The organism is Roseibium sp. LAB1 (genome assembly GCF_054658235.1).
Window position 1 is genome coordinate 427,524 of the sequence record NZ_BAAGIB010000002.1, and the last position, 23,054, is coordinate 450,577.

General features: G+C 59.6%; 16 protein-coding genes and 1 pseudogene. 4 read left to right on the plus strand and 13 right to left on the minus strand.

Annotated features, from left to right (window positions below; translation table 11 throughout):
- Positions 1-511: 511 nt before the first annotated feature.
- Positions 512-1,015: a YbaK/EbsC family protein gene (locus tag ACYQ54_RS11945; protein ID WP_460082476.1), complete on the plus strand. Its 504-nt coding sequence runs from the start codon at positions 512-514 to the stop codon at positions 1,013-1,015.
- A 22-nt stretch (positions 1,016-1,037) separates the two neighbouring features.
- On the opposite strand, the gene ACYQ54_RS11950 is transcribed toward ACYQ54_RS11945, so the two are convergent.
- The 4 genes from ACYQ54_RS11950 to cysQ all read right to left on the minus strand — a co-directional run bounded on the left by ACYQ54_RS11950 (position 1,038) and on the right by cysQ (position 6,205).
- Positions 1,038-2,051, minus strand: a complete 1,014-nt coding sequence (locus ACYQ54_RS11950) for an NAD-dependent epimerase/dehydratase family protein (protein WP_460082479.1) — start codon at positions 2,049-2,051, stop codon at positions 1,038-1,040.
- Positions 2,052-2,416: 365 nt separating this feature from the next.
- Positions 2,417-4,351 carry a sulfate adenylyltransferase subunit CysN gene (gene cysN / locus ACYQ54_RS11955; protein WP_460082482.1) on the minus strand — a complete coding sequence of 645 codons (1,935 nt, stop codon included), beginning with the start codon at positions 4,349-4,351 and terminating at the stop codon, positions 2,417-2,419.
- Position 4,352: 1 nt separating this feature from the next.
- The gene (cysD, locus tag ACYQ54_RS11960) at positions 4,353-5,282 is read right to left on the minus strand and encodes a sulfate adenylyltransferase subunit CysD (protein WP_460082484.1); all 930 of its coding nucleotides are present in this window, start codon (positions 5,280-5,282) and stop codon (positions 4,353-4,355) included.
- An 80-nt stretch (positions 5,283-5,362) separates the two neighbouring features.
- Positions 5,363-6,205 carry a 3'(2'),5'-bisphosphate nucleotidase CysQ gene (gene cysQ, locus ACYQ54_RS11965; RefSeq protein ID WP_460082486.1) on the minus strand — a complete coding sequence of 281 codons (843 nt, stop codon included), beginning with the start codon at positions 6,203-6,205 and terminating at the stop codon, positions 5,363-5,365.
- Positions 6,206-6,510: 305 nt separating this feature from the next.
- Here cysQ and ACYQ54_RS11970 point away from each other — a divergent pair, with 305 nt between their 5' ends.
- Together ACYQ54_RS11970 and ACYQ54_RS11975 are read left to right on the plus strand one after the other, a co-directional pair.
- On the plus strand, positions 6,511-7,014 hold the full coding sequence (locus tag ACYQ54_RS11970) for a PilZ domain-containing protein (RefSeq protein WP_460082489.1): 504 nt from the start codon (positions 6,511-6,513) through the stop codon (positions 7,012-7,014).
- A gap of 205 nt (positions 7,015-7,219) precedes the next feature.
- Positions 7,220-7,753 carry a DUF1993 domain-containing protein gene (locus ACYQ54_RS11975; RefSeq protein WP_460082491.1) on the plus strand — a complete coding sequence of 178 codons (534 nt, stop codon included), beginning with the start codon at positions 7,220-7,222 and terminating at the stop codon, positions 7,751-7,753.
- A gap of 163 nt (positions 7,754-7,916) precedes the next feature.
- Here ACYQ54_RS11975 and ACYQ54_RS11980 read toward each other — a convergent pair whose 3' ends face one another.
- The gene (locus tag ACYQ54_RS11980) at positions 7,917-8,513 is read right to left on the minus strand and encodes a glutathione S-transferase family protein (protein ID WP_460082493.1); all 597 of its coding nucleotides are present in this window, start codon (positions 8,511-8,513) and stop codon (positions 7,917-7,919) included.
- 72 nt (positions 8,514-8,585) lie between these two features.
- On the opposite strand from ACYQ54_RS11980, the gene ACYQ54_RS11985 reads away from it, so the two are divergent.
- Positions 8,586-9,305, plus strand: coding sequence for a helix-turn-helix transcriptional regulator (locus ACYQ54_RS11985; RefSeq protein ID WP_460082495.1), 720 nt, complete (start codon positions 8,586-8,588; stop codon positions 9,303-9,305).
- A gap of 330 nt (positions 9,306-9,635) precedes the next feature.
- Here the strand turns inward: ACYQ54_RS11985 and ACYQ54_RS11990 are convergent, their stop codons facing one another.
- The 8 genes and pseudogenes from ACYQ54_RS11990 to ACYQ54_RS12025 all read right to left on the minus strand — a co-directional run bounded on the left by ACYQ54_RS11990 (position 9,636) and on the right by ACYQ54_RS12025 (position 22,492).
- Positions 9,636-9,986 (minus strand): hypothetical protein, encoded by a 351-nt coding sequence (locus ACYQ54_RS11990; protein ID WP_460082497.1) that lies wholly within the window; start codon positions 9,984-9,986, stop codon positions 9,636-9,638.
- Position 9,987: 1 nt separating this feature from the next.
- On the minus strand, positions 9,988-11,784 hold the full coding sequence (locus ACYQ54_RS11995) for a hypothetical protein (protein WP_460084770.1): 1,797 nt from the start codon (positions 11,782-11,784) through the stop codon (positions 9,988-9,990).
- A pseudogene (locus ACYQ54_RS12000) lies at positions 11,764-12,051 on the minus strand (hemagglutinin repeat-containing protein); the annotation flags it as partial. The pseudogene ACYQ54_RS12000 and the gene ACYQ54_RS11995, both read right to left, overlap by 21 nt.
- A 118-nt stretch (positions 12,052-12,169) precedes the next feature.
- Positions 12,170-12,613 carry a barstar family protein gene (locus ACYQ54_RS12005; protein WP_460082500.1) on the minus strand — a complete coding sequence of 148 codons (444 nt, stop codon included), beginning with the start codon at positions 12,611-12,613 and terminating at the stop codon, positions 12,170-12,172.
- Positions 12,614-12,619: 6 nt separating this feature from the next.
- Positions 12,620-12,811, minus strand: a complete 192-nt coding sequence (locus ACYQ54_RS12010) for a ribonuclease domain-containing protein (protein ID WP_460084773.1) — start codon at positions 12,809-12,811, stop codon at positions 12,620-12,622.
- Between the two features lie 290 nt (positions 12,812-13,101).
- Positions 13,102-20,115 carry a two-partner secretion domain-containing protein gene (locus ACYQ54_RS12015; protein WP_460082502.1) on the minus strand — a complete coding sequence of 2,338 codons (7,014 nt, stop codon included), beginning with the start codon at positions 20,113-20,115 and terminating at the stop codon, positions 13,102-13,104.
- 12 nt (positions 20,116-20,127) lie between these two features.
- Positions 20,128-21,822: a ShlB/FhaC/HecB family hemolysin secretion/activation protein gene (locus ACYQ54_RS12020; RefSeq protein WP_460082504.1), complete on the minus strand. Its 1,695-nt coding sequence runs from the start codon at positions 21,820-21,822 to the stop codon at positions 20,128-20,130.
- Positions 21,823-21,871: 49 nt separating this feature from the next.
- On the minus strand, positions 21,872-22,492 hold the full coding sequence (locus ACYQ54_RS12025; protein ID WP_460082507.1) for an invasion associated locus B family protein: 621 nt from the start codon (positions 22,490-22,492) through the stop codon (positions 21,872-21,874).
- Positions 22,493-23,054 lie beyond the last annotated feature (562 nt).

Genomic DNA, 23,054 nt, shown 5'->3' on the forward strand with positions numbered 1-23,054 from the left:
GTTGTATATGTGATTGCAGATGATGTGACACGACCGCGAACTTGACGCGGTTCTTTCGATCACAATCGGTATACGCACGCGCTGCCTAGATGGCAGCAACCACCGCGTAAAGACCGTAGAGGCTGAGCGAAATCGTCCCCCAGAACAGGAGATTTTTCGCCACCATAAATGGCAAATTCATAGACCCACCCTGATGAGCTGCATGGTCAGCCTGCTTCCTCCTCTCCACCCCAGAGGATTCAACTTCAGTTACGGCTGTAGCGGCTCTCGCCATTTCGGCAATCCTTGAACGACTTAACCAATGGCCATCAGGAACCCATTTCCATCAGCCATACACAGTACCGTTTACGTCGCAAATGGTTAAAACCCGTTTAAGATTAACATGAATCTTTTCTTAATTTACAGCACAATGAAATTGTTGATATGCACAAATTATGGTCCGGCCTCGCGCGGCTCTAGCGCCCCCTCCCTCCCGGACCTGTTTGATCCGACCTGAAGGAAGCCCCGCAGCATGAGTCTTGAAAGCGTTCGCAACCACCTTGCCAGTGCCGCCCCTGAGCTTGAAGTCATCGTGACGGAAGACAGCAGCGCCACGGTCGACCTAGCCGCCAAGGCGCATGGGGTCGAGCCCGGCCAGATTGCCAAGACGCTGTCATTTCAGCTCAAGGACAGGATCTTTCTGGTGGTTGCCCGCGGCGATGCCCGCATGGACAACAAGAAAGCAAAAGCAACCTTTGGTGGCAAGGTGAAGATGCTGGGCCTTGATGAAGTGGAAACGCTCACGGGACACCCCGTCGGCGGCGTGTGCCCGTTCGGCCTTGCCCGGCCGTTGCCTGTCTACTGCGATGTCTCGCTGAAGGAATACGACGTGGTCATTCCCGCCGCCGGCGCAACCAATGCCGCTGTCAGGATCAAGCCGGAGCGCATGGCGGAAATCACCGGGGCCGAATGGGTCGATGTCTGCCAGCCGCCTCAGATTGCCTCACCGCAGCCGACGACGCCTTCCGACGCCTGATGGCTTCGATGCCTGCCAGGCTTCACGTCCGATAATAGTCCCGATACCAGTCGACGAACCTGGCAACGCCTTCCTGCACCGTCGTTTTCGGCCGGTAGCCTGTCAGGCTTTGCAGAAGATCCGCATTTGCCCATGTAGCCGGCACATCGCCGGCCTGGATCGGCATGAGATTGCGTTCGGCCGTCTTGCCGGTTGCCGCCTCGATGGCTTCGATGAATTCGGTCAGCTGGACGCAGGTGGAATTGCCGATATTGACCACGCGCCAGGGGGCCACCGGCGACAGGCTGTCGCCGTCCGGAACCTCTTCCCCTTCGGCCGGGCGCACGGGGACGGCATCCATCAGCAGCCTGATACCTTCGACGAGATCTTCCACGTAGGTAAAGTCCCGCCTCATGTCGCCGTAGTTATAGACGTCGATCGGCTTGCCTTCGAGGATCGCCTTGGTGAACTTGAACAGGGCCATGTCCGGCCGTCCCCAGGGCCCGTAGACGGTGAAGAAACGGAACATCGTCACCGGCAAGTGATAAAGATGGGCATAGGAATGCGCCATGGATTCCGTTGCCTTCTTGGTCGCCGCATAGAACGACATCTGGTGGTCGGCCTTGTCGGTCTCCGAGTAGGGCATTTCCGTATTGGCACCATAGGCGGACGACGTGGACGCGAGCAGCATGTGTTCCGGCGGGAAGGCTCTTGCGGCCTCCAGCAGCTCGAACGTGCCACATATGTTGCTCTCCAGGTAGGAGCGTGGTGCTTCGATGGAGTATCGAACACCGGCCTGCGCCGCCAGATGAATGACGAAATCCGGCCGCTCGGTGCGAAACAGGGACATCAACAGGTCTGGCGCCTCGACCCGGTCGTTTATTGGCTTGAAATGCTCATTCTGCATCAGCATCTGCTGCCGGCGTTCCTTCAGGCGAACGTCGTAGTAATCCGTCATGGCATCGAGACCGATTACGCGGAAACCGTCCTTGAGAAGGCGGGTGCACAGGAAATAGCCGATAAACCCCGCAGAGCCAGTCACCAGAACGGTTTTCATGATTTGCCCAAAGCCTTTCGATCAAAAATTCATTTTGCAAAACGCGTGAGTTGGTCAGCCAAGGTATTAAAAGGCTTCGCAGGTTCGGGCAATGGCGAAGTCTGCCTGAACCACCTTGGCCACCTGGAACCGTGAAACTTACAAGCGCCGCAGAGACCTGGTACGAAATGGATTGGGGCTGCGTGACACGCGTATATAGCTTCTGAAAAGCGCCCTGTTTCCAAAGAAAGGTCAAGCTCGTCTGGCGGGATTATCGCTTCGGTTTCCGCAAACGAAAAAGCCACCCGCGTCCTTGCAACGCGGATGGCTGTTTTTCTGACGTTTGGGCAGCATTTCACCCTGCCGCACTCCCGTCCGGAGCCTTGTCAGATCCCCTCGCCGTCGGAGCCAAAGCTGTTGAGGTATCCGCGTTCGCGCAGATACTCTACGATCTCTTCGGCAACCTCTTCCGGGTCCCGGCCGACGTTGCGGATATGAAGTTCGGGGTTTTCCGGTGCTTCATAAGGGCTGTCGATACCGGTGAAGTTCTTGATCTCACCCCGATCGGCCTTGGCATAAAGGCCTTTCGGATCACGCTTGCGGCATTCCTCGATTGGCGTATCGACAAAGACCTCGATGAACTCGCCCTCTTCCAGAAGGTCGCGTGCCATCTGACGTTCCGAGCGGAACGGCGAGATGAAAGACACAAGCGTGATCATGCCCGCATCGGCAAAGAGCTTGGCGACCTCGCCCACGCGGCGGATGTTTTCCACCCGGTCGGCATCGGTAAAACCCAGGTCCTTGTTGAGCCCGTGGCGGACGTTGTCGCCGTCGAGCGTGTAGGTGTGGCGCCCGTCGACATGCAGTTTCTTTTCGACAATCGAGGCGATGGTCGATTTGCCGGAACCGGACAGACCGGTGAACCAAAGGATCGCCGGTTTCTGACCAAGCTTTTCGGAACGGGCCTTCTTGTCGACGTCGAGAGCCTGCCAATGGATGTTGCTCGCCCGGCGCAGAGCGAACCAGACCATGCCCGCACCAACCGTCGAATTGCTCATCCGGTCGATCAGGATGAAGGAACCCGTCGTGTGGTTGGCCTCGTACGGATCGAATGGCACGGCAGAAGACAGCGAGAAATTGCAGAAAGCGATTTCATTCAGCGTCAGTGTCTTGCCCGCCACATGCTCAAACGTGTTGACGTTGATCTTGTGTTTGATCTCAGAGACAGTCGCCGTCACCGTGCGGGTGCCAATCTTCAGAAGATAGGACCTGCCCGGCAGCAACGGCTCGTCGGACATCCAGATGACATGGGCCGCAAACTGGTCGGCGACGTCGGGGCGGTGTGCAGTCGAGGTCAGTAGATCGCCACGGGAAATGTCGATCTCGTCTTCCAGCGAGATGGTGACCGCCTCGCCGGCCCGGGCCGAACTGACTTCGCCGCTTGCTCCGATGATCGATTTCACCCTGGACTGCTTTGCAGGACCGGCAACCACCAGCTCGTCTCCAACCGACACCTGGCCGCTGGCGACCGTGCCGGAATAGCCGCGGAAATCGAGGTTCGGCCGGTTGACCCACTGCACCGGAAAGCGGAACGGCGCTTCCAGAACATGCTCACCCACCTGAACGGTTTCCAGGTGCTCCAGCAAGGTCGGGCCGGAATACCAGTCCATCTTGTCGCTGCGCCCGGTGACATTGTCGCCATAACGCGCGGACATCGGAATTGCCTGCAGGGTTTCGAAGTCGAACCCGTTGGCAAAGACTTCGAATTCCTTGCGGATCTCTTCGAAGCGTTCCTGGGAATAGCCGACAAGGTCGATCTTGTTGATGGCCAGCACAACGTGGCGGATGCCCAGCAGCGACGCGATGAACGCGTGGCGGCGGGTCTGGACCATCAGGCCGTTGCGCGCGTCAACCAGCAGCACGGCGAGATCGGCGGTGGATGCGCCGGTTGCCATGTTGCGGGTGTATTGCTCGTGACCCGGTGTGTCGGCAACGATGAACTTGCGCTTTTCGGTCGCGAAGAAACGATAGGCGACATCGATGGTGATGCCCTGCTCGCGCTCGGCCTCAAGACCGTCGACCAGCAGTGCCAGGTCGATGTCCTCGCCCACGGTGCCGTGCTTTCTGGAATCACGCTCCAGCGCGGCAAGCTGGTCTTCGAAGATCAGCTTGGTGTCATAGAGCAGACGGCCGATCAACGTCGACTTGCCGTCGTCGACTGACCCGCAGGTCAGGAAACGAAGCTGGTCCTTGCTTTCCTGCGCCAGGATATATTCGGTGACGGCTGTCTCTGCAGCTTCTTCAATGTTTTCGATCGTCATCTTAGAAATATCCTTCCCGCTTCTTCTTCTCCATCGACGCGCTTTCATCCTTGTCGATGAGGCGGCCCTGGCGTTCGGACGTACGGGCAATCAGCATTTCGCGGACAATGGCGGGCAACGTGTCGGCGTCCGATTCAATGGCGCCGGTCAGCGGATAGCAGCCGAGTGTCCGGAAGCGAACCATCTTTTCCTCGATCACTTCACCGGCCTGCAGCTTCATGCGGTCGTCGTCGACCATGATCAGCATGCCATCGCGGTTCACGACCGGGCGCTTTGCAGCGAAATAGAGCGGCACCATCGGGATGTCTTCCGTCAGGATGTACTGCCAGATATCAAGCTCGGTCCAGTTGGACAGCGGAAAGGCGCGGATGCTCTCGCCCTTTGCCACACGGGCATTGTAGAGGTTCCACAGTTCCGGCCGCTGGTTCTTCGGGTCCCAGCCGTGATTGGAATTGCGGAAGGAGAAGACACGCTCCTTGGCGCGGGACTTTTCCTCGTCCCGGCGCGCGCCGCCAAAGGCGGCATCGAAGCCGTATTTGTTCAGCGCCTGTTTCAGCGCTTCGGTTTTCATGATGTGCGTATGAACCGAGGAGCCGTGGGAAAACGGGCCGATATTCTTTTCAAGCCCTTCCGGGTTGGTATGGACGATCAGGTCCATGCCGAGACGCGCCGCGGTCTCGTCACGGAAGGTGATCATGTCGCGGAATTTCCAGGTCGTGTCCACGTGCAGCAGCGGAAACGGCGGCTTGGACGGATAGAAGGCCTTCATCGCCAGGTGCAGCATGACGCCGGAGTCCTTGCCGATGGAATAGAGCATCACCGGATTTGAGAATTCCGCCGCCACTTCGCGGATGATGTGGATGCTTTCCGCTTCCAGCCGCTTCAGATTGCTGAGGCGCTCGGGCGTGATCCCGTGAGATTGCATGTTCATGTTCGCTTTTCCGTTTGGCCGGCGAACCGGCCGTATCAAAAGTCCGGCACGGGCCTCTTGCCCGCGCAATTTGCCAATTGTCAGGCGTCCGCGGCCGCGTCCCGCAGGAGGGTCCTGCACCCGGCTGCCAGAAAATACGGGTTCCGCAGGTCGTCCTTGCGGGCGTTTTCCGGCACCCGGTAGACAAAGTCCTCACCGGTTGAAGCCAGAACGACCGCCCCGCCGGCGGCGCGCACAACCGCATCGCCTGCTGCAATGTCCCATTGCATCGTGGGGGCAAGACGGGGATAGAAATCCGCCCGGCCGGCGGCTACCCAGCACAGCTTCAGCGACGAACCGACGTTCACCTGCTCGGCGACCTGTAGCCGCGAGATCAGGGCAGTGGTCTCTTCCGAAAGATGAGAGCGGCTGGCGAGCACGCTGATGCCGTCCACCGGCGGCGTGCGCACGGATATCGGCGCGATATTGGTGATCCCGCCGTTCTCAATGGTTCCCTTGAAGGCCTTTGTTTCGGTTTTGCCATCACTCTGGATGTCCCCGCCCCAATAGATCTCTTCAAGGGCAGGTGCGGAGACCACACCGAACACCGGGCGGCCGTCCTCGATCAGGGCGATGTTGACGGTGAACTCGCCGTTCTTCTTCAGGAATTCCTTGGTCCCGTCGAGCGGATCGACCAGAAAGTACCGCGTGCCCGCCGAAGGCAGCGTGCCGGCCTCGACGGCTTCTTCAGCCACCACCGGAATATCGGGGAACTTTTCCGCTAGGCCCGCGAGAATGATTTCCTCGGCTGCAGCGTCGGCCTTGGTCACCGGAGACCCGTCGACCTTGTTCTCGACTTCGAACGGTTCCGCGTAGATTTTGAGGATTTCCTCACCAGCTCTCAGGGCTAGCCGGTTCAAGAAAGATATCTGGTCTTCAGTCATTGATGCCTCAATTTGCGCCGGGAAATATTGCCCCCCGCGCTGTCCGCCCGCGTGGCTGTCCCGTAAATAGAAAGGTACAGTGTATCAATTCAAGGAATGGTGTTCCACGTTTTCGCCAGAATACAAAAAGCTCAGGTTTCTCTGACCGTCGCAAGGGAGCTTTTGTTTCTCCCAACATGGTCCTATGCAGGGCTTTACCTGACTGATCCATACGTGGATTCACCGATTGGCAAGGGCTTTGCGCCTAAACTTATCCCGAATGGGGGTTAAAGTGCCCCTGGACACCATGAGAATGCGAGAGACCCATGTCGGACGCCAGACCGTTCCCGCAGCATACTGCGGATGAGAGCGCCAGCGAACAGATGCCGCGAGAGCGGCGGGCACGCGTGTTCAAAAAAGGCAAGATGGTCTTTCAGCACGGCTTGCGGTCCATTCCCTGCATCGTGCGCAACATTTCCGACGGCGGCGCCATGCTGGAATTCGAGCAGGCCTACATGCTGCCAAAGGAATTCGACCTGCATATTGATCTGGAAAATTATGAGGTTACCTGCGAACGCCGCTGGGAAGAAGGCCTCCGGTGCGGTGTGCAGTTCATCGGCGAGAAACGACCCGTAGCGGCGCAGCGCGCGCAAGTGCTGAAATCATCCGAAGAAGCCTTGAAAGGCGAACTCGACGAACGCCGTGACAGTCCGGACAATTTTTTCCAGCGCCGCCACATGGGCGAACCGCATGCCGACGAGCGCGCCTCCGTGCGCCGGAACCGGCCGGACGCAAGCGCCGGAAAACCGACTTTCGGCAAAAGGCGCTGATACGCCACCAGTGCCGGAATACTTCAAACACCCCTTCGAGCCGCGGTGTTTGAGAGGAAGGACACCAGGCCCAGCCAACCGAGGCTTGCTGTCAGCTTCTGCCGCAGCGCTCAAATTTCATGGATATAATCCGCCTCCCCGTCGTACCCTTTGAAGATCACGCCAAGGCGTGTTTCGAACCCGGATCATGACCAGGAAACTGCCCGTGGCGACCACCCTCTACGACATGAGCGTGCCGACCTTCCTGCAAACGGCACGCGCCGTCAGCGGGTTTCTTCAAAAGGCGGCAACCCATTGCCAGCAGACAGGCACCGATCCGGACGACTTCGTGACCGCGCGGCTTTATCCGGACATGGCTCCGTTCTGGTTTCAGATCGAGTGCGTCGACAATTTTTCCGTCTGGGGCCTGGAAGCGATGAGAACGGGTGCCTTCACCCCTCCGCCGCTTGTCGGACCAGCCCCATATGCGGCTCTGCAGGACCGGATCGCGCAGACAGTGACACGCTTGCAGGCCTATACGCCCGCCGAGGTAAACGACTGGTCGGGCCGGCTTCTCGACCTTGATCTGGTTCACATCAGCCCTCGGCCGATGCCCCTGACATCGGAGACCTTTCTCCTGTCCTTCCTGCTGCCGAACTTTCATTTCCACGCCGTCACCGCCTACGACATCCTGCGCACGCGCGGCGTGCCCATCGGCAAGCGCGACTATGAAGGCCAGTTGCGGACGAGGCCGGACTGACGGCCCTCGCCCTCACCGGCAGAAACGAACGGGCGGGCCAACTGGAAAGCCACGCAGGCAATTCTTCCAGTTTCTGGGCCGTTCTCAAGACAACTGCGCAAACCGATATGGCCCACCGGGCAAAACCCGGCAGGCCATATCGTCAGCAGAGGTTCAAAACCTCTCAGGCCGCCTGGCGTTCACGCTCCAACGTCCGCACGGTGGCCGGGCGTTCACTGCACCGCTTCACCCAGTCACGGATCGCCTCGTTGTCCGGCAACATGTCCGGCAGCCACAGGAACGGACCGCTGCACAACAGGTCGGCGGCCGAATAATTTTCGCCCAGCAGGTAAGGCTGCTTTTCCAGCGTTTCCGACAGCCGCGCGACCATCGTGTCGAAATCGCGCAGGCTTGCCTCCACGGCCGGATGCGTAAACTGGGCGAATTTCAGGATGATGATCGGCTCCATCACACCCTGATAGTAGAACAGCCAGGACAGGTAGTCCCCGCGCCCCGGCTGGCCCTCGATCGGCCCCAGCCCGGCTTCTGGAAACTTGTCGGTGAGATAAAGCATGATTGCGCCGCGCTCGCGGATCCCCTCGCTACCATCCACCAGGTAGGGCACCTTCTTTTCGGGATGCGGGTTGGATGCATCCGGCCCGCCCGAGCCATCCAGCCGGCGAACCGTCACTTCCTTCACCTCAACGTCGGCGCCCAGCTCTTCGATCAGCGTCACGATTGCCGAAGACCGGCTGTTGGGGGAATGATAAAGCGTCATCATGGGAAAGCTCCTTTTCTTTGTGATGCCAGAGGTATAGCTTCCCCCTGCTGACAATTTACGGCAGGAGCAAACATGGCCCGCATGGACAGGCTGATGCGTCTGATGGATACCCTCAGGCGCCTACCCCAACCGGTCACCGCCGCACGTCTTTCAGAAGAGACCGGCGTTTCCCTGCGCCAGCTCTACCGCGACATCGCGACCTTGCGTGCGGGTGGCGCCCTGATCGACGGGGCCGCGGGCGTCGGCTACACCTTGACGGAAGATCCCGTGTTGCCGCCGCAGAGTTTCTCCCGGCTGGAAATCGAGGCGCTGATGCTGGCACAAAGCGGGCTGGACCAGATTGGTGACGAGACACTGAAAAAGGCCGGCCGCAACGCCATGGCCCGCATCATCGCCACCCTGCCCGACCGGCAGGCCCGCCAGGCCATGCACACGGTGATGCGCAGCTGGCGGCAGCCGGACAAGCGCCCGCCGGTGACGGTGGATCTCGACCTGTTGCGCGAGGCCTGCTGGGAAGAGTTCAGCCTGATCATCACCTATCGCGACCTGCAGGAGCGGACGACCACCCGGGAAATCTGGCCGATGGGCCTGTCCTACAGCGAAACCTCGCTGCTGCTGCTCGCCCATTGCCGCCTTCGGCACGACTACCGCCACTTCCACGTCAGCCGGATCGCCTCACTGGCGCCCGGCACCGAAAGCTTCCGCCCCAACCGGGTGGGCCTGCTCCGCGACTACATCAAACAACGGGGATATGACCGGAACAGGCCACCTCAGCGCGGTGAAGTTGGGTAAAGTGCGAAATGGAAACAGGCTAACCTCAAAACGGGGAAATTTCGGAGAAGCGGGTCAGGCGCTCTCGCTACCACGGCTCGAAACAATTGATCGATCAAGAGGCGTTGATTTTCGATGGAAGGGGGGCGCAGATTACCGAACGGGCTATCCGGATATTCTACAATTCAAAGCGCAAACAGCTCAGATACGGGATGCTGTCGCCCGTCGAGTTCAAACGACAGCAGAAAAGGAAGGCCAAATGCGCCGAGAAAACGCGGAGCTATTCAACTTCCGCAGCATCCCTCGGTTTCCAGGTAAGTTGATCAGGTGCAACAAGAAGCTTCCGAGTGATCAGGCAATGAAGCCAAATGAGGATAACTCCAGCTCCATTTCAAATTCCAGCCTCCCTGGATGTGTTAAATTAACTGAAGGGCAGCAGATAACACTAGCCCGCACACGACCCAATGACTGCACAGAAAACCTCAATTCAAGATCACCCTCTTCGCTAATCCAACTACCTTTTTTCTTACCTTTTGCTATTGAATTGCAAAGCCTCTCCAGCCCTTCGAAATCCTGATCACTTGAGAATAGCTGGAATTCTCCAGAACACCATTCGCACGAAAATTTAAAATCAATTAAATCGCTCGAAGGCAACTTTCTCGAAAACTCGACACGTGCTGAATTTTCACCAAAGAGTTTCATATCAATGACCTGGCCAATTTACTGTTCCAGTTGGAATATCATTCAAGGTTCCCGGCCAGCCGAAACTACGTGAGCGTTGGCCCCATTGGGACGCTGGAATGGCGTCGCGGTGGATAATACGTCCATTTTTCACGATCGTGTTGAAGACAACCGGGGCGCCATTTCGGGTTCCTTGAATTGCATAGCCCAGTCCACCACCACGAACAACAACTGGCGGAACTTCGAACATTTTCTCATCGATTGATCTTGGGAAGTTGTGCCCTCCAGGGTCTTCGACAGCCCTCTGCCGAACACGCGGTGCATAAGGCATATGCATCATGTTCCCTTTAGCTGCGTTATATGCGTCGACTGCTGGAACACCTTTTGATCGAAGACTAGTATAATATTGGCGACCAACACCCCCTAAACGCGAGAATTGTTCTGAAGTAATTACTTCCTTTGGAGCCTTTGCTTTTCCAACAAACTTCGGAGCGAGAGCGAGTCTTACTGTAGTGAAGCTGGTTCCCGGCCCACCGACCGCAGATGCGTCGCTTACATAAGAAATGACTGCCGGATCCCCCACATCCAGCGGGTTGGCAAAGAATAAGTCACCTGTAACCGTATTCTTATAGAGGAAACGACCATTGCCGTCTGTCGTTACAAGGCCTTCGCCATCTTCTCCGTAGCCTGTTACATACGGGCCGTTTGACATGGCCGCGATTGCGCCCATTGCCCTTACCGGAGCCGTGAGGTTCCCGTTGCGGAGCAGATCCGCCCAACGACCGGCATCCTCTGGGTTGGCGATCATAGTGCCGAGATAGATCTCAAGGCATTGACGTGTCTCGTCGTCGCTCAGGTTAATGACATACCCATTGGATGTCGTGACGGAGCAAGTTCCTCGCGCATAGGCAGGTGAAACGAACAATTGCCATAGATTAAAGCCATGCTGAGGGTTGCAACCAGCAAGCTGTGTCAGGATCGCTTCGTCCGAAAGGTGTCCCGCACGTTTGGCTTGGGCCAGGTCTTTTAAACCTGAGTTTTCATCTCCCATCCTTTCCATGACACTGGAAACGATGGAAGAAGCTGCGTGCCCAACCAGTTTGACGGCTTTGAAAGCATCTTTGACACTCGTATCACTCACATAAAGCTCAAACCCTTCCTGCTTCTGCGAGGTCACTTCCACCACCGCGTCCGGGTCGCGGTTGAGGTTGGAAAGTTGGGTTTCAGTGGCGGTGGTGTCCTCAGCCGCTTCCCGGTCCGCTTCGGTGCGCAGGGCTTCGGCGCGGGCCGTGTCGCCTTCGGCTTCTGCCGCGTCCGCCTCGGCTTCCAGGTCGGCGGCCTTGATGCCGTCGCCATCGCCGTCGCGCACGGTGATCTCGCCTTCGCCGATGGTGGCGCGGGCAACGCCCTCGGTTTCGGAGTTGGAATAAGCCCCTTCCACCGTGATGCCCGGTTTGGACTTGCCTTCCGGATTGGAGCCGATGCTGACGCCGACCGAACCGGAAACCTGCCGGCCCTTGCGGTGAAGGTCGATATCCGCCGTTTCCAGACGCTCGGTTTCAAGGGTCAGGTCGCCGGAGCGCGAGGCGATCACCCCGCCGGTGATGGAGGTCGTTTCGCCGACATCGGCATTGAGCGCATTGTCGGTGACGATGCCGGAGGGGGCGTTCACCCAGGCCGAGCTGTTGGACCCCTTGGCCCCGTTGACGCTGGCAGAGGCGCCGAAGGTGGGCCCGGCGCCGTCTGCCCCCAGCCCGATGCCAACGGAAACCCCGGCGCTGTAGCCGCTGCTCTGGTTGGAGCCTTCGGCCGTGTCCAGCCGGCTTTCGATGGTGAGGTTGCGGCCGATGTCGAGATCGGCACTGTCGGCTTCAATCCGCGCGCCCTTCAGGGCAAGGTCCCGGCCGGTTTCGACCGACACGTTGCCGCCCGCCGTCACATCCGTGTTGGTGTGATAGGTCTGCGACTGGCTGTAGGAACTCTGCTGGCCGGAGACATCCAGCCCCAGGCTGAGGCTGGCGCCGGGGGCGCCATTCTTGCCACTGGCGCCGACACCAAGCGTCAGCCCGATGCCCGCGGACATGCTGGAGCTTTCGCCCTCATAGGCGAGTTAACATCTTCCCACACCATAAGGCGGAGCAGCTGCATCATTTTACATTGGTTTCAGGTCTGACGGTCATGCCCGCTATACATATGCCAGAATATCAGGCGCCTGAGGAATGGGAGTGAGAAGCGCCCCCTCCAACAAACGATGAGACTAATTCCTCAATTTCTCTTGGGAAATAAATGGTCAGTCGGTGTGGAATAAAACTAGGATAAAGGTGAGACAGTTCATCCGTCTTCTTATCGGACCATGTCGTCATTGCGTGTTGAAGAATGTCCAGATAGATCGCGGTCTCTTCTTGCGATAGGTGCGGCAGCTCTCGGTGGATTAAGAAAACTTCAAATGAATCGATCCAATCAAGTTCAAGCAAGCAATCACTAAAAGCATCCCAGTTCTCACCAAAATACCCGTTAGGTGCTCGCAGAGCTCTACCATACGCCGTAAAGAGACTTGACTTACTGGTGCTACCTGTTGGCAACCAAAATATCGCCCCATCCAGAAGTACCAACTCAGCCTCATCCTTGAAATACTTGAAAAAGCGCATTGCCTTCTAATTCAATGGAATAAACGTGCCATAGTGATCTGGCGTATAATACAGTCCTCCACCTTGCCCTTGAATCACTCGTTGAGGCCCCTGTCCGATTACTCCAGGTGTTGGGTGTACATATTCAGTGTAATACCCTTCCGGTTGAGACGGCAGCAGAAAAGGAAAGCCGAGGGCGTCTAGAAAACACGGGGCTATTCAGTGTGATCTTGGCACCACCCGCCAATAGTTCATCGATGATTTGCGTCCTCTTTGTAGCATATATTACCCAGAGAGATTTTAACTACAGTGGAAAAATGCGCATTTTATCACCTTTTATTTCTATTGAAACAATATCTCCCGGCTTGCACTCCCACTCTTCACTAAAATCTTCGGGTAAATACTCATCAGGTAGAACTATTGCTACCCCTTTCCTTACCATGCGCACATAGCAAGGACGCCAAACGTCTATTCCTTCGTCTAGCAAACGTACGTATGCTTTCACTCGGTTATTCATAGACATACCCAGGTCCACCTACGTGAAAAATTTCTCCTGTGGTGTTGTCTCTAACCACAGATTGTCCAGTTGTCGGGTGTACATATCTTGTAGCTGGTCCCTGTTTCCCGCTAGTTGGAATGCCTTCCGTCATAAGTGCCTCTCGCACCTGATCGTCGGTCCATCCACGTTTTTTCATCTGTGTTTCGATTTTGGATGAATAAACTAAATCGCCTTCGTATTTGGTCAGCCCCTTATTTGTGGCGTCATTTCCACCACTATGACTTTCCCACCCGATGGGACCGACGAGATGCGGGCCGTTGCCACCGTTGTTGTTGTTGCTGCCGTTCTCATCGGTTCGTCCGAGATCTTCGTCGGTTAGTGGCGGGCCGCCATTGTCACCGATTTGGTTGGCAAGGACCTGCCATGTCTTCTTTAAGGCATCCTGGCTGAGAGACTGACCGTTCATCTCTCCGCTGGTCAGAACATAGTTTCCAGTATTTGAAGACAGTGTAAATTTCAGTTCCGTGGCAGTGTCATTGCCATCGAACGAAATGGTAACAGTTCCTTCAGGTCCATCGATATTGATGTCGTAGCGAGTGCCGTCGGTATCGGTGACTGAATATTCGGTGACATCACCGGCAGGCCCCGTCGAGGCCAGCAACGCGCCGACAGGTCCAAGTACCCGTGCAAGCCCTTTTGCCGAGAGATTGCCTGCGATCCAGTCGACAATATCGAGGCTGGCCTCCGCCTGGTCTGGTGTCAGTGATATAGTTTCACCAGACCCCAAACTGATTGAGCACATAGTCTGCGCGTGTGCCGGCGTAATAATCCAGTCGAACAGGTTCCAGCCCTGCTCCTGGCCGCAACTGGCCAATTGCTCTCTTACTTCAGGATCCGCTTGAGCCTCTTTGACAGCTTGTTTGAGGGTTTTCGCTTCTTCAGCAGGTAAATCTTGGTCTTTCGATAATGCATCCACAACAGCGTCGGCTATGTCAGCCAGAGTTTTGCCTGCAGTCTCTACAGCCTCCACCGCTTTGACGATGCTCGTATCACTCACATAAAGCTCAAACCCTTCCTGCTTCTGCGAGGTCACTTCCACCACCGCGTCCGGGTCGCGGTTGAGGTTGGAAAGTTGGGTTTCAGTGGCGGTGGTGTCCTCAGCGGCTTCCCGGTCCGCTTCGGTGCGCAGGGCTTCGGCGCGGGCCGTGTCGCCTTCGGCTTCTGCCGCGTCCGCCTCGGCTTCCAGGTCGGCGGCCTTGATGCCGTCGCCATCGCCGTCGCGCACGGTGATCTCGCCTTCGCCGATGGTGGCGCGGGCAACGCCCTCGGTCTCGGAGTTGGAATAGGCCCCTTCCACCGTGATGCCCGGTTTGGACTTGCCTTCCGGATTGGAGCCTATGCTGACGCCGACCGAACCGGAAACCTGCCGCCCCTTGCGGTGAAGGTCGATATCCGCCGTTTCCAGACGCTCGGTTTCAAGGGTCAGGTCGCCGGAGCGCGAGGCGATCACCCCGCCGGTGATCGAGGTCGTTTCGCCGACATCGGCATTGAGCGCGTTGTCGGTGACGATGCCGGAGGGGGCGTTCACCCAGGCCGAGCTGTTGGAGCCCTTGGCCCCGTTGACGCTGGCAGATGCGCCGAAGGTGGGCCCGGCGCCGTCTGCCCCCAGCCCGATGCCAACGGAAACCCCGGCGCTGTAGCCGCTGCTCTGGTTGGAGCCTTCGGCCGTGTCCAGCCGGCTTTCGATGGTGAGGTTGCGGCCGATGTCGAGATCGGCACTGTCGGCTTCAATCCGCGCGCCCTTCAGGGCAAGGTCCCGGCCGGTTTCGACCGACACGTTGCCGCCCGCCGTCACATCCGTATTGGTGTGATAGGTCTGCGACTGGCTGTAGGAACTCTGCTGGCCGGAGACATCCAGCCCCAGGCTGAGGCTGGCGCCGGGGGCCCCATTCTTGCCACTGGCGCCGACACCAAGCGTCAGCCCGATGCCCGCGGACATGCTGGAGCTTTCGCCCTCATAGGCGAGATGGTTCTGCGCCGATTCCAGGATGGCATCCCGTCCCGCCGCCATGGCGATATCGTTGCCGGCGTCGATCCGGGCCCCCTTGGCGGTGATGTCGCGTCCCGCCTCCAGGGACATGTCGTTGCCCGCCGACAGCGTGGCGGTGCGGGCGATGGCGCTAACCTCCGACGAGCTGCTTTCCTCGCGGGAGATGCCGATGCCGATGCGCACCCCGGCAATGGTGCCGCCCTGGCGGATGGCGTTGAGCTGGTTGAGCGCGTCGACCGCCTTCAGCCCGGCGGAGACCGCGGAAAGCGCCTGATAGCCGAGATTGCCCTTGCCCGAGGCTGCCATGCGCGGGGCATCCGCCAGCGATTTCACCGGACCGGAGATGTTTTCGAAGGCGCCGACCGACAGCGCGAAGGTGTCGATCTTGTGGCTTTCCGAATGGGCATAAAGATCGTGGACGCTGTCCAGGACGATGTCGCGCCCGGCGGTTATGCCAAGGTCTTCGTCGGCGGCGACGGAGGCAGCTTCGGAAACCACATCGCGCCCGGCATCGATGGAAACGTTCCGGCCGGACACCGCCGAGGTGACCTGGGTCAACGAGCTGGTGTCGGAGGTATGCCGTTCGGACTTGTAGCCGGCGACCACACCCATGTTGCCGGTTTCGGCAAAGAAGCCGCTTTTCTTGTCGACTCGGCTGTCTTCGGAGGTGTTTTGCGCAGCTTCCAGACGCACATCGCGCCCGGCCGACAGGGCAACGTCGCTTTCGGAGGATACGGCAGAGCCCTTGACCACCACATCCCCGGTGCCGGCCGAGATCTCCAGATCGCCGAGCGCGGTCACCATGGAGCCGACCTGCGTGGTGCTGCTGCTGTCGCGTTTCCTGGAACTTGAGGTCAGGAAGCCGCTTTTGTTGCGCGCGGACCGGTCTTCCCGGCTTTCCTCTGCCGTGCCGATGGTGACGTTTTCACCGGCTGTCAGGCTGGCCGTGCCGTCGCTGGCAATCAGCGAGCCTTCCACGGCGATGTTGCGCCCGGCCTTGAGGTCAGCCGCGTCTGCCGCCTGGATGGTGGAGCCGGACACACGGGTCTGGCTTTCGCGCACATCGTAGCGGTTGCTGCCTGCCTGGCCACTGGCTTCGAAATGGCTGTCGAGCTCGATGGCGGTCACCACCAGGTCCCGGCCGGCGTCGATTTCCAGGCTGCCGCCGCTGGCAAGATCGGCCCCGGTGATGCGGGTGTCGTTATCGCTGCGGATGGTCAGCGAGTCTTCCGCCGTCACCGTGCCGCGCTCATAGGCCCAGGTGCCGATGGCCGTGGTGCCGTTGCCGGTCGCCCGGGTTGCGGTTTCGATCGAGACAGTCTCGCCGGACAGGGTCACATCCCTGCCGCTGATCGTGCCGGACCTGTTGAGCAGGGTGCCGGCGGCGCTGGCGACCAGGGTTTCGTCGGCCTTGATCGTGCCGCGAACGTTCCTGATTTCCGCTGCCTCCAGCGTCGTGTTGCGCCCGGCGATGACCGCGCCGGTCTTGTTGAGGTCCGTTGTCGAGGCAAGGTAGAGACGGGGCGCGATCACCTCGACGCCGTCCACCACCGCACGTTCGTACCAGACGATGTCGCTTGTCAGGAGTGCTATCTGCTCCTCGCTCAGGGACACGCCGAACGCCAGGTCGAGCGCCTCTGCCTGTGCGCCCGCGTTGTCGATCAGCGTCTTCATCTGCAGGGCATCGGAGGTCTGGTCGGCGGACAGCCAGCGGCGGCCCGTGGCCCTGCGCACCTGCTCTGCCACATACTGGCTTTCGAAATAGGCATCACCAAGCGAGCGGATGTGCTTGTCGATGTCGGGAATGCCGACTGTATCCAGGAAATACTGCGACCCGAAGAATGCGCCAATGTCGACGAACGCGAAGCGCGTTTCGTAAAGGAACGGGCTGCTTTCCGGAGCACGGCTGAAAAGCTGGCCGTTGAACTTGTAGGACGCGGGGTCGAAGGCCGGGGCCTGGGAGCTGGCGTTGAGCTGAACGATGGACGTGTCCTGTGTGGACTTTTGCAGGTCCTCCGGGGTGGAAGGCTCGCCGGCTTCGTTGGTGAGCGTGCCTGTCAGGTTGCCGATCAGCGATCCGCCGGCGTGGATGGTCGCGGGAACGGCATCGATCGTTTCGGCGCTCAGCGTCTTGCTTTGCACCCCGTTGTCGAGAAACTTGTGCGAGGGGGCAAAGCCCAGCGTGCGGGTTTCGTAGCTCGACCAGCTCTGGTGAATGGTGATGACCCGCGTCAGGGTCTTGCCGCCGTTGACGATACTGGTGCCGTCGATGCGCATGTCGCCGGAGGCGACGATGTCGCTGTATTCGTTTTCCAGCATGCCGACATCCAGCACCATGTTGCCGTTCAGCGCCGCGATGCGCGCGACCGGGTCGACCAGCTCATAGGTGTCTTCGGTGACGTAGATGGTCACCACATCGCCCGAACCTGCTGCACCGTCCTCGTCGGGCGCGAGCATCAGCCAGTCGTCATAGGCGCCGTTGTCCGGGTCGAACTCGGCAATGGATGTCGGTGCGTAGTCCTTCCACCAGTTCTGGTCCCAGTCCGCTGCCGTGGCATTTTTGGCCGTGAGGATCTCTTTGATCTTTTCCGGGTGCGGCACGAACACATAGCCGCCGGGCCCGCCGCCAGTGTCCCAGAACTGGTCCCAGTCGCCGATGCCGCCGGCTGCCCAGTATTTGGAGAAGCCGCCCTTCAGCCAGTCGGGAGGATAGGCCCCGGCGACGACTTCATTGGCATATGCGGTCGTCCTGGTGTCGAATGTGGCGCCGGTGATGTTCTTCAGGCTATCAGCCCGGATCGTCAGCGTTCCGGACCGTGCCTCGATGATCCCGCCCTTGCGGTTGATGATGCTGGCCGCCTTGGTGCCCACCGTGCGGCCTTCCAGCGTCAGGCCGTTTTCGGCAACAAGAACGCCGCCATGGTTGTCCAGACTGGCCGAGCGGATGGTCAGGCCATTGCCTGCGTGAACACCGCCCCGGTTGGTGAAGCTGTCCAGGCCATCGAACAGGGCAGCATCATTGGCAATGATGTAAGCGCCGGAGGCAACACTGGTGGTTCCGCCGTTGACCGTCAGCCCGCCGGTCGCTTCCAGCTTGCCGGTCACCGACAGGGTGCCGCCGACGGTCAGCTGGCCGTTTCCGTTCACGCGCAGCAATCCGGCAACGGTCAGATCGTTGACGCTGAGGTCCAGCGCGTTGGTGGCGGTCAGCCCCGGGGCGCCAGCGGCAAGCGTTGCCGTGCCGGTGATTCTGCCGGAGATATCCCGCGCCGCGACCGTCGCCCCGGAACCGCTGAGGGAAAGCCCGCCAAGATCGAGCGCCAGCGAACCGACCTCCAGCGCGCCGAGCTGGTTCCAGGTGCCGGCGGTGATCCGTGTCAGATCGCCGGACTGGAGGCGGGACCCGGCGGCCACGTTGAGCGAACCGGATGCGGTGAGCGTCAACGTGCCGGCGTCCGTTATCGCGGCGCCTTCGCCGGTGACACCGGCAAAAACCTTGCCGCCGGAAATGTCGATCACCGGTGCTGTCAGCGCGACATGGTCGCGCGCGTTGACCTCGCCCGCCGTTGCCACGGTCAAACGGCCGGCTGCCGAAAGGACAAGGTCTCCGCCGGAATAAAGCACGGAGCCGGAGGCCACCGTGACGTCGCCAAGGCTGGAGGCGACATCGATTGCACTGGCGATCGATGCGCTGCCAAGGACCACGTCGTTTGATGCCCGCACCGTGTAGGTGTCGGCGGCAACGGTTCCGGATTGCTGAAGAGCGCCGACGTTGAAGGTGATGGCCTCGCCCGCCTGAAGGTGGCTGGCGGCGGAAAAATCGGCCAGGCCCGTCGTTGCCACCTTGATGGAGCCGACCCCTGCTGCCAGCGTGCCACCGGGCGCCATGCCCGCCAGGAGCTGCGCCTCCTCAAAATCGACGCCTGCCGCTTCCAGCTCCACCTGGCTGCCGGCACCAAGGGTTGCATCCTTGGCAACCTTGATATCGCCGCCGGCCTTCAGGACCAGCGTTTCCTGGCCATAGAGGGACGCATTTTGCTGAACCTCCACCGACCCGTTGACGGACCGGGCGCGCAGGGTCTTGCGGGCAGACACCGTGCCGCCAAGCACCAGCTTGCCATCGGCGGTTATCTGAAAATCGCCGGTGGCGGCCGTCGCGCTTTCAGGAGCACGCACACCGACGCCGCTTTCCGTGCCGATAAGCTTGATGCGCCCGGCATACATGCCGCCAAGCGCGGAGGAATCAATGGCAAATTCCGGCTTGTCCGCCGCCGACCCGGCCTTGGCCGCAACCGAGCGGTTGGCATAATCGTAGTCGTTGCGACCGGCAAAGACACCGAGGTTCTCGCCAGCGTGGATCTTGCCGTTGATTTCGACCGCGCGCGAGACGATGTCGAAATAGTCGACGCTTTCCGCCGCGACGCCATCCGCACCAATGGTGACGGTGCCCCGGTCGACAGAGAAACCCTTCAGCGTTCCCGCATCGACTTGCGGCACGCCTGTTGTCAGCGTTGCCCGCGGAATGTTGATGAAGCCGCAGCCATTACAGGTGATGCCATTGGGGTTGGCGAGGATGTAGTCCGCCTGGCCGCCGTGCAGCTCCGTCGCGCCCTGCAGCAGCGACCGGTTGGACGAGGTGACTTCGTTCAGGATCACCGATGCCGGGCCGGAGCCTTGAAGATTGGGGTTGCCGACAATGTAACCGCCCAGGTTGCTTTGGCCGACACCTTTGGAATTGTTGAGGATCAAGCCGTTCTTGCCGACATTGAAATCGGTGAACTTGTTGTGGGACAGGCCCTGCGCATTTGGGGTGACGATGTTCTGGACCGGCACGCCGTTTGGCGCCGCGATGATCTCCGGCCGGTTGCCGGGCGCAGCAGCGCCATCCGGTGTCAGCCCGCCGGCAAAGGCCGGCAGGGAGGTCTGGACCAGAAAGACGGTACAGAAGAAACCATTTAAAACGGACTTGATCATAAGCCGATCCGCCTAAAACGTTTGAGAAATGCCCAGCCGGAAACGCAAAAAGCCGTTTTCCGCCGGATCCAGAAATGTCGGATGGGCCAGAGCCCGCTCATAAGCCACTTCGCCGGTCACGATGCCGCCGCTCAGCCGCAGGCCGACCGCACCGCCCATCAGCTCTCCGCCCTCCAGCGGATCGTCGGCATCTTCCAGAACACCGCCTGCATCAAGCCCGGCGTAGACCTGCGGCAGACCGAATATCCGCTTCAGGTTGTCCGGGGCTTTGCTGGCGAACGCGGGCGTGAAGCCAAGCTCAAACTGGCCATAGCCGCCAGCGTCACCCGACAGGCTGACATCCCGGAAGCCGCGAACGGACAGAGGCCCGCCGATGGTCACCCGCTCGGACGCAAACAGCGTGTCCGGCGAATAGGAGCCATAGGTGCTGGCCTGGAAGGAAAGCTGGCCGACAGGGTTCTGCCAGACGCGCTGGTAGAACCCCGACAGCGTCACCTGGCTGAACTGGGCCGCCGGTGTACCGTTAAGCTGGCGGCTGTCCTTCTGGGCGGCAAAGCCGTCCAGCCCCTGCCTGAAGGCGACGCTCGCCTGGCCGAAGCCACCTGCTATCCGGCCGCTGATTTTTGTGGAGGCTTCGAGAACCGCCAGCCGCTGGCTGGAGGCGTCGATGAAGATCTCTTCGATGTAGTTGGTGGCTTCCTTCAGCGAAAAAGCGCCGCCCGCGCGCCAGACATAGCGCCCGGTGCGATGGAGCACGCGGTCCAGTTCCACCCGGCCTTCCCAGCTTGTGCCGTCATAGCTGTAGTCGCCCGAAGGGCTTTCCAGACGGGACAGATAGTCCAGATAAGACCCGCTGATGTTGACGGTCCAATACCGCCAGGGAACAGACAGATAAGCGTTGATCGAGCGCGAATAGATACGTTCGTCCAGCCTGTCGAGCGAACTGCGGGCGGAAATCGTCAGCAACTCGCTTAACCCGAGGACATCTTCGAAGCCGGCGATGCCGTTCCACTGGTGACGACCGGTGCTTGTGGACCCGCCATTGTCCAGCGATGCGGACAGTTGCATCGCATAGGCGTCCTTCACCTCGATGGTGACGATGCTCTGGCCGACGCCAGCGCCCGGCTCGATGCGAATGACAGCTTCCTTCGATCCCAGCCGGTTGATCTGCTCCAGACCCTGCTCGAAATCACGGATATTCATGATCCGGCCGGACCGTTCGCCAAACAGCTGGGCCGCTCCTCGTCGTGCCTTGCCGTTTTCCTGAAGGCGAACCTCGGACACCGAGCCCTCGACGATGAGAACGCGCAATTCGCCGGAGCCGAGATCCTGCGGCACCAGATAGGCGCGCGAGGTTACAAAGCCCTTTTCGACGTAATAGTTGGTCGCCGCTCTCAGCACGTTCTGAATGTCGGTCAGCGTCAGGCAGGCGCCCTGGCGGTTGCGGACCAGCAGCTCCAGCTGGCGGGCGGGAACACGGTTCGCGCCTTCGAACCGGATCCGGTCGACGTCAACGCATGGCCCCTCGCCGCCGGTTGCCTGCGGCAGCAGATCCGGCGAACGCTGGGACGGCTCGGTCGTTCCCCCCAGAAACCGGTCGCGTTCAAGCCGGCGCTGCTGTTCCTCGCGCTCGATGATCTGGCGTTGCTGGCGCAGCACGTCCTCGATCCCCGGTGGCGTTTGAGCCGCCCCGGGCAGTGCAAACATCAGCGCCCCTGCAAGCGGGGCCCAAAAACGCGCAAGTGCTCGCATGGTGTCAATCGGCCGTATTATCCGCGGAAAGAGCCTTCAGCCGTGCCAGAGCGGCCGAAGACCCCTGCAGTGAAAACTCGATTCGAACCGGCTTGTTATTTGTCGCAGTTACACCGACCACTGTGAGCCGGTTGCCCGCGCGCAGCTTTTCCAGGGCAGGTTCATCCAGCGGCACCTGCACCACACAGCCGGCTGGTAGACACGTCAGGAATTGCGCCTTGGGCAACTCCGTCTCATCCACGGAAAGGGCAAGACCTTGCGCCAAAGACAGACCGAATGGCGTCAGGACCGTAAGAACGGGACCTTGCCCTGCCCGCTCTTCAACGACCAATGCGGAGAGCCGCTGCCCGCTCTTTTGCTGAACCAGTTCCTGCGTCATCCGGCAGATGCGTGTTTCGGCCTCCACGCATGTGACCGTCCAGGCCTTGAACCGCTCGGTTATGGTCTTCTGGTCTGGCTGTTCCGATTGTGCCGATGCTTGCGCACAGGCGGCCAGCAGACCACCCGCCACCAATGCGGGTTTCCAGAAACTGAAGCGCGCATCAGGCCGTACGAAAGGCCCTTTGCGGCGGCCGAACCTGATATTCGACGGAACGAAAAAACGGGAAAACATTGTTTGTGCCATGGGTATCTGTCTTTTGACGAAACAGCACGCAGGGCGTGCACAAGCATTCCGCCAGACGAGCCGGCGGGCCAACGGTCAGGATTGAAAAATTGCAGCTATCGTCGCCGGATCTTGAAATTCAGAACCGGCAAGTTATTCAAAATACAGCGAAAGTATGGAGCATTGTCTTTTCTCGCATTGTCTTTTTTGTTAGTGTTGCCCTAAGCGTTTAAGCCACAGGTTGCAAGCTACTTTTGCGCGAGCTAATCTTCTTTTGGTTGCATTTATTTTTCTGGCAATCGATTTAAATTCAGTTTTATTATTCAAAAGACTCAATCAAAACGCGTACTTATGATCGACAAAGAGCAGGTCGGGCTGGAGTGCCTCCGCTCGATCAAAACTTGCTTTTTGTCGTGGAGAATCTGCATGGCCCTGGCCAGAACAGCTGGTTGCAATGGCGGCAGGTTGCAAAAGCGGAGCAAACCGCGCGCTCGCTTCGCCAGCGGCAAGAAACATGACGCACGCCCCTCAATCAGGAAGAGGCCGAAGGCTCAAGACGAGGCCTATCGAACAGGACAGCCTC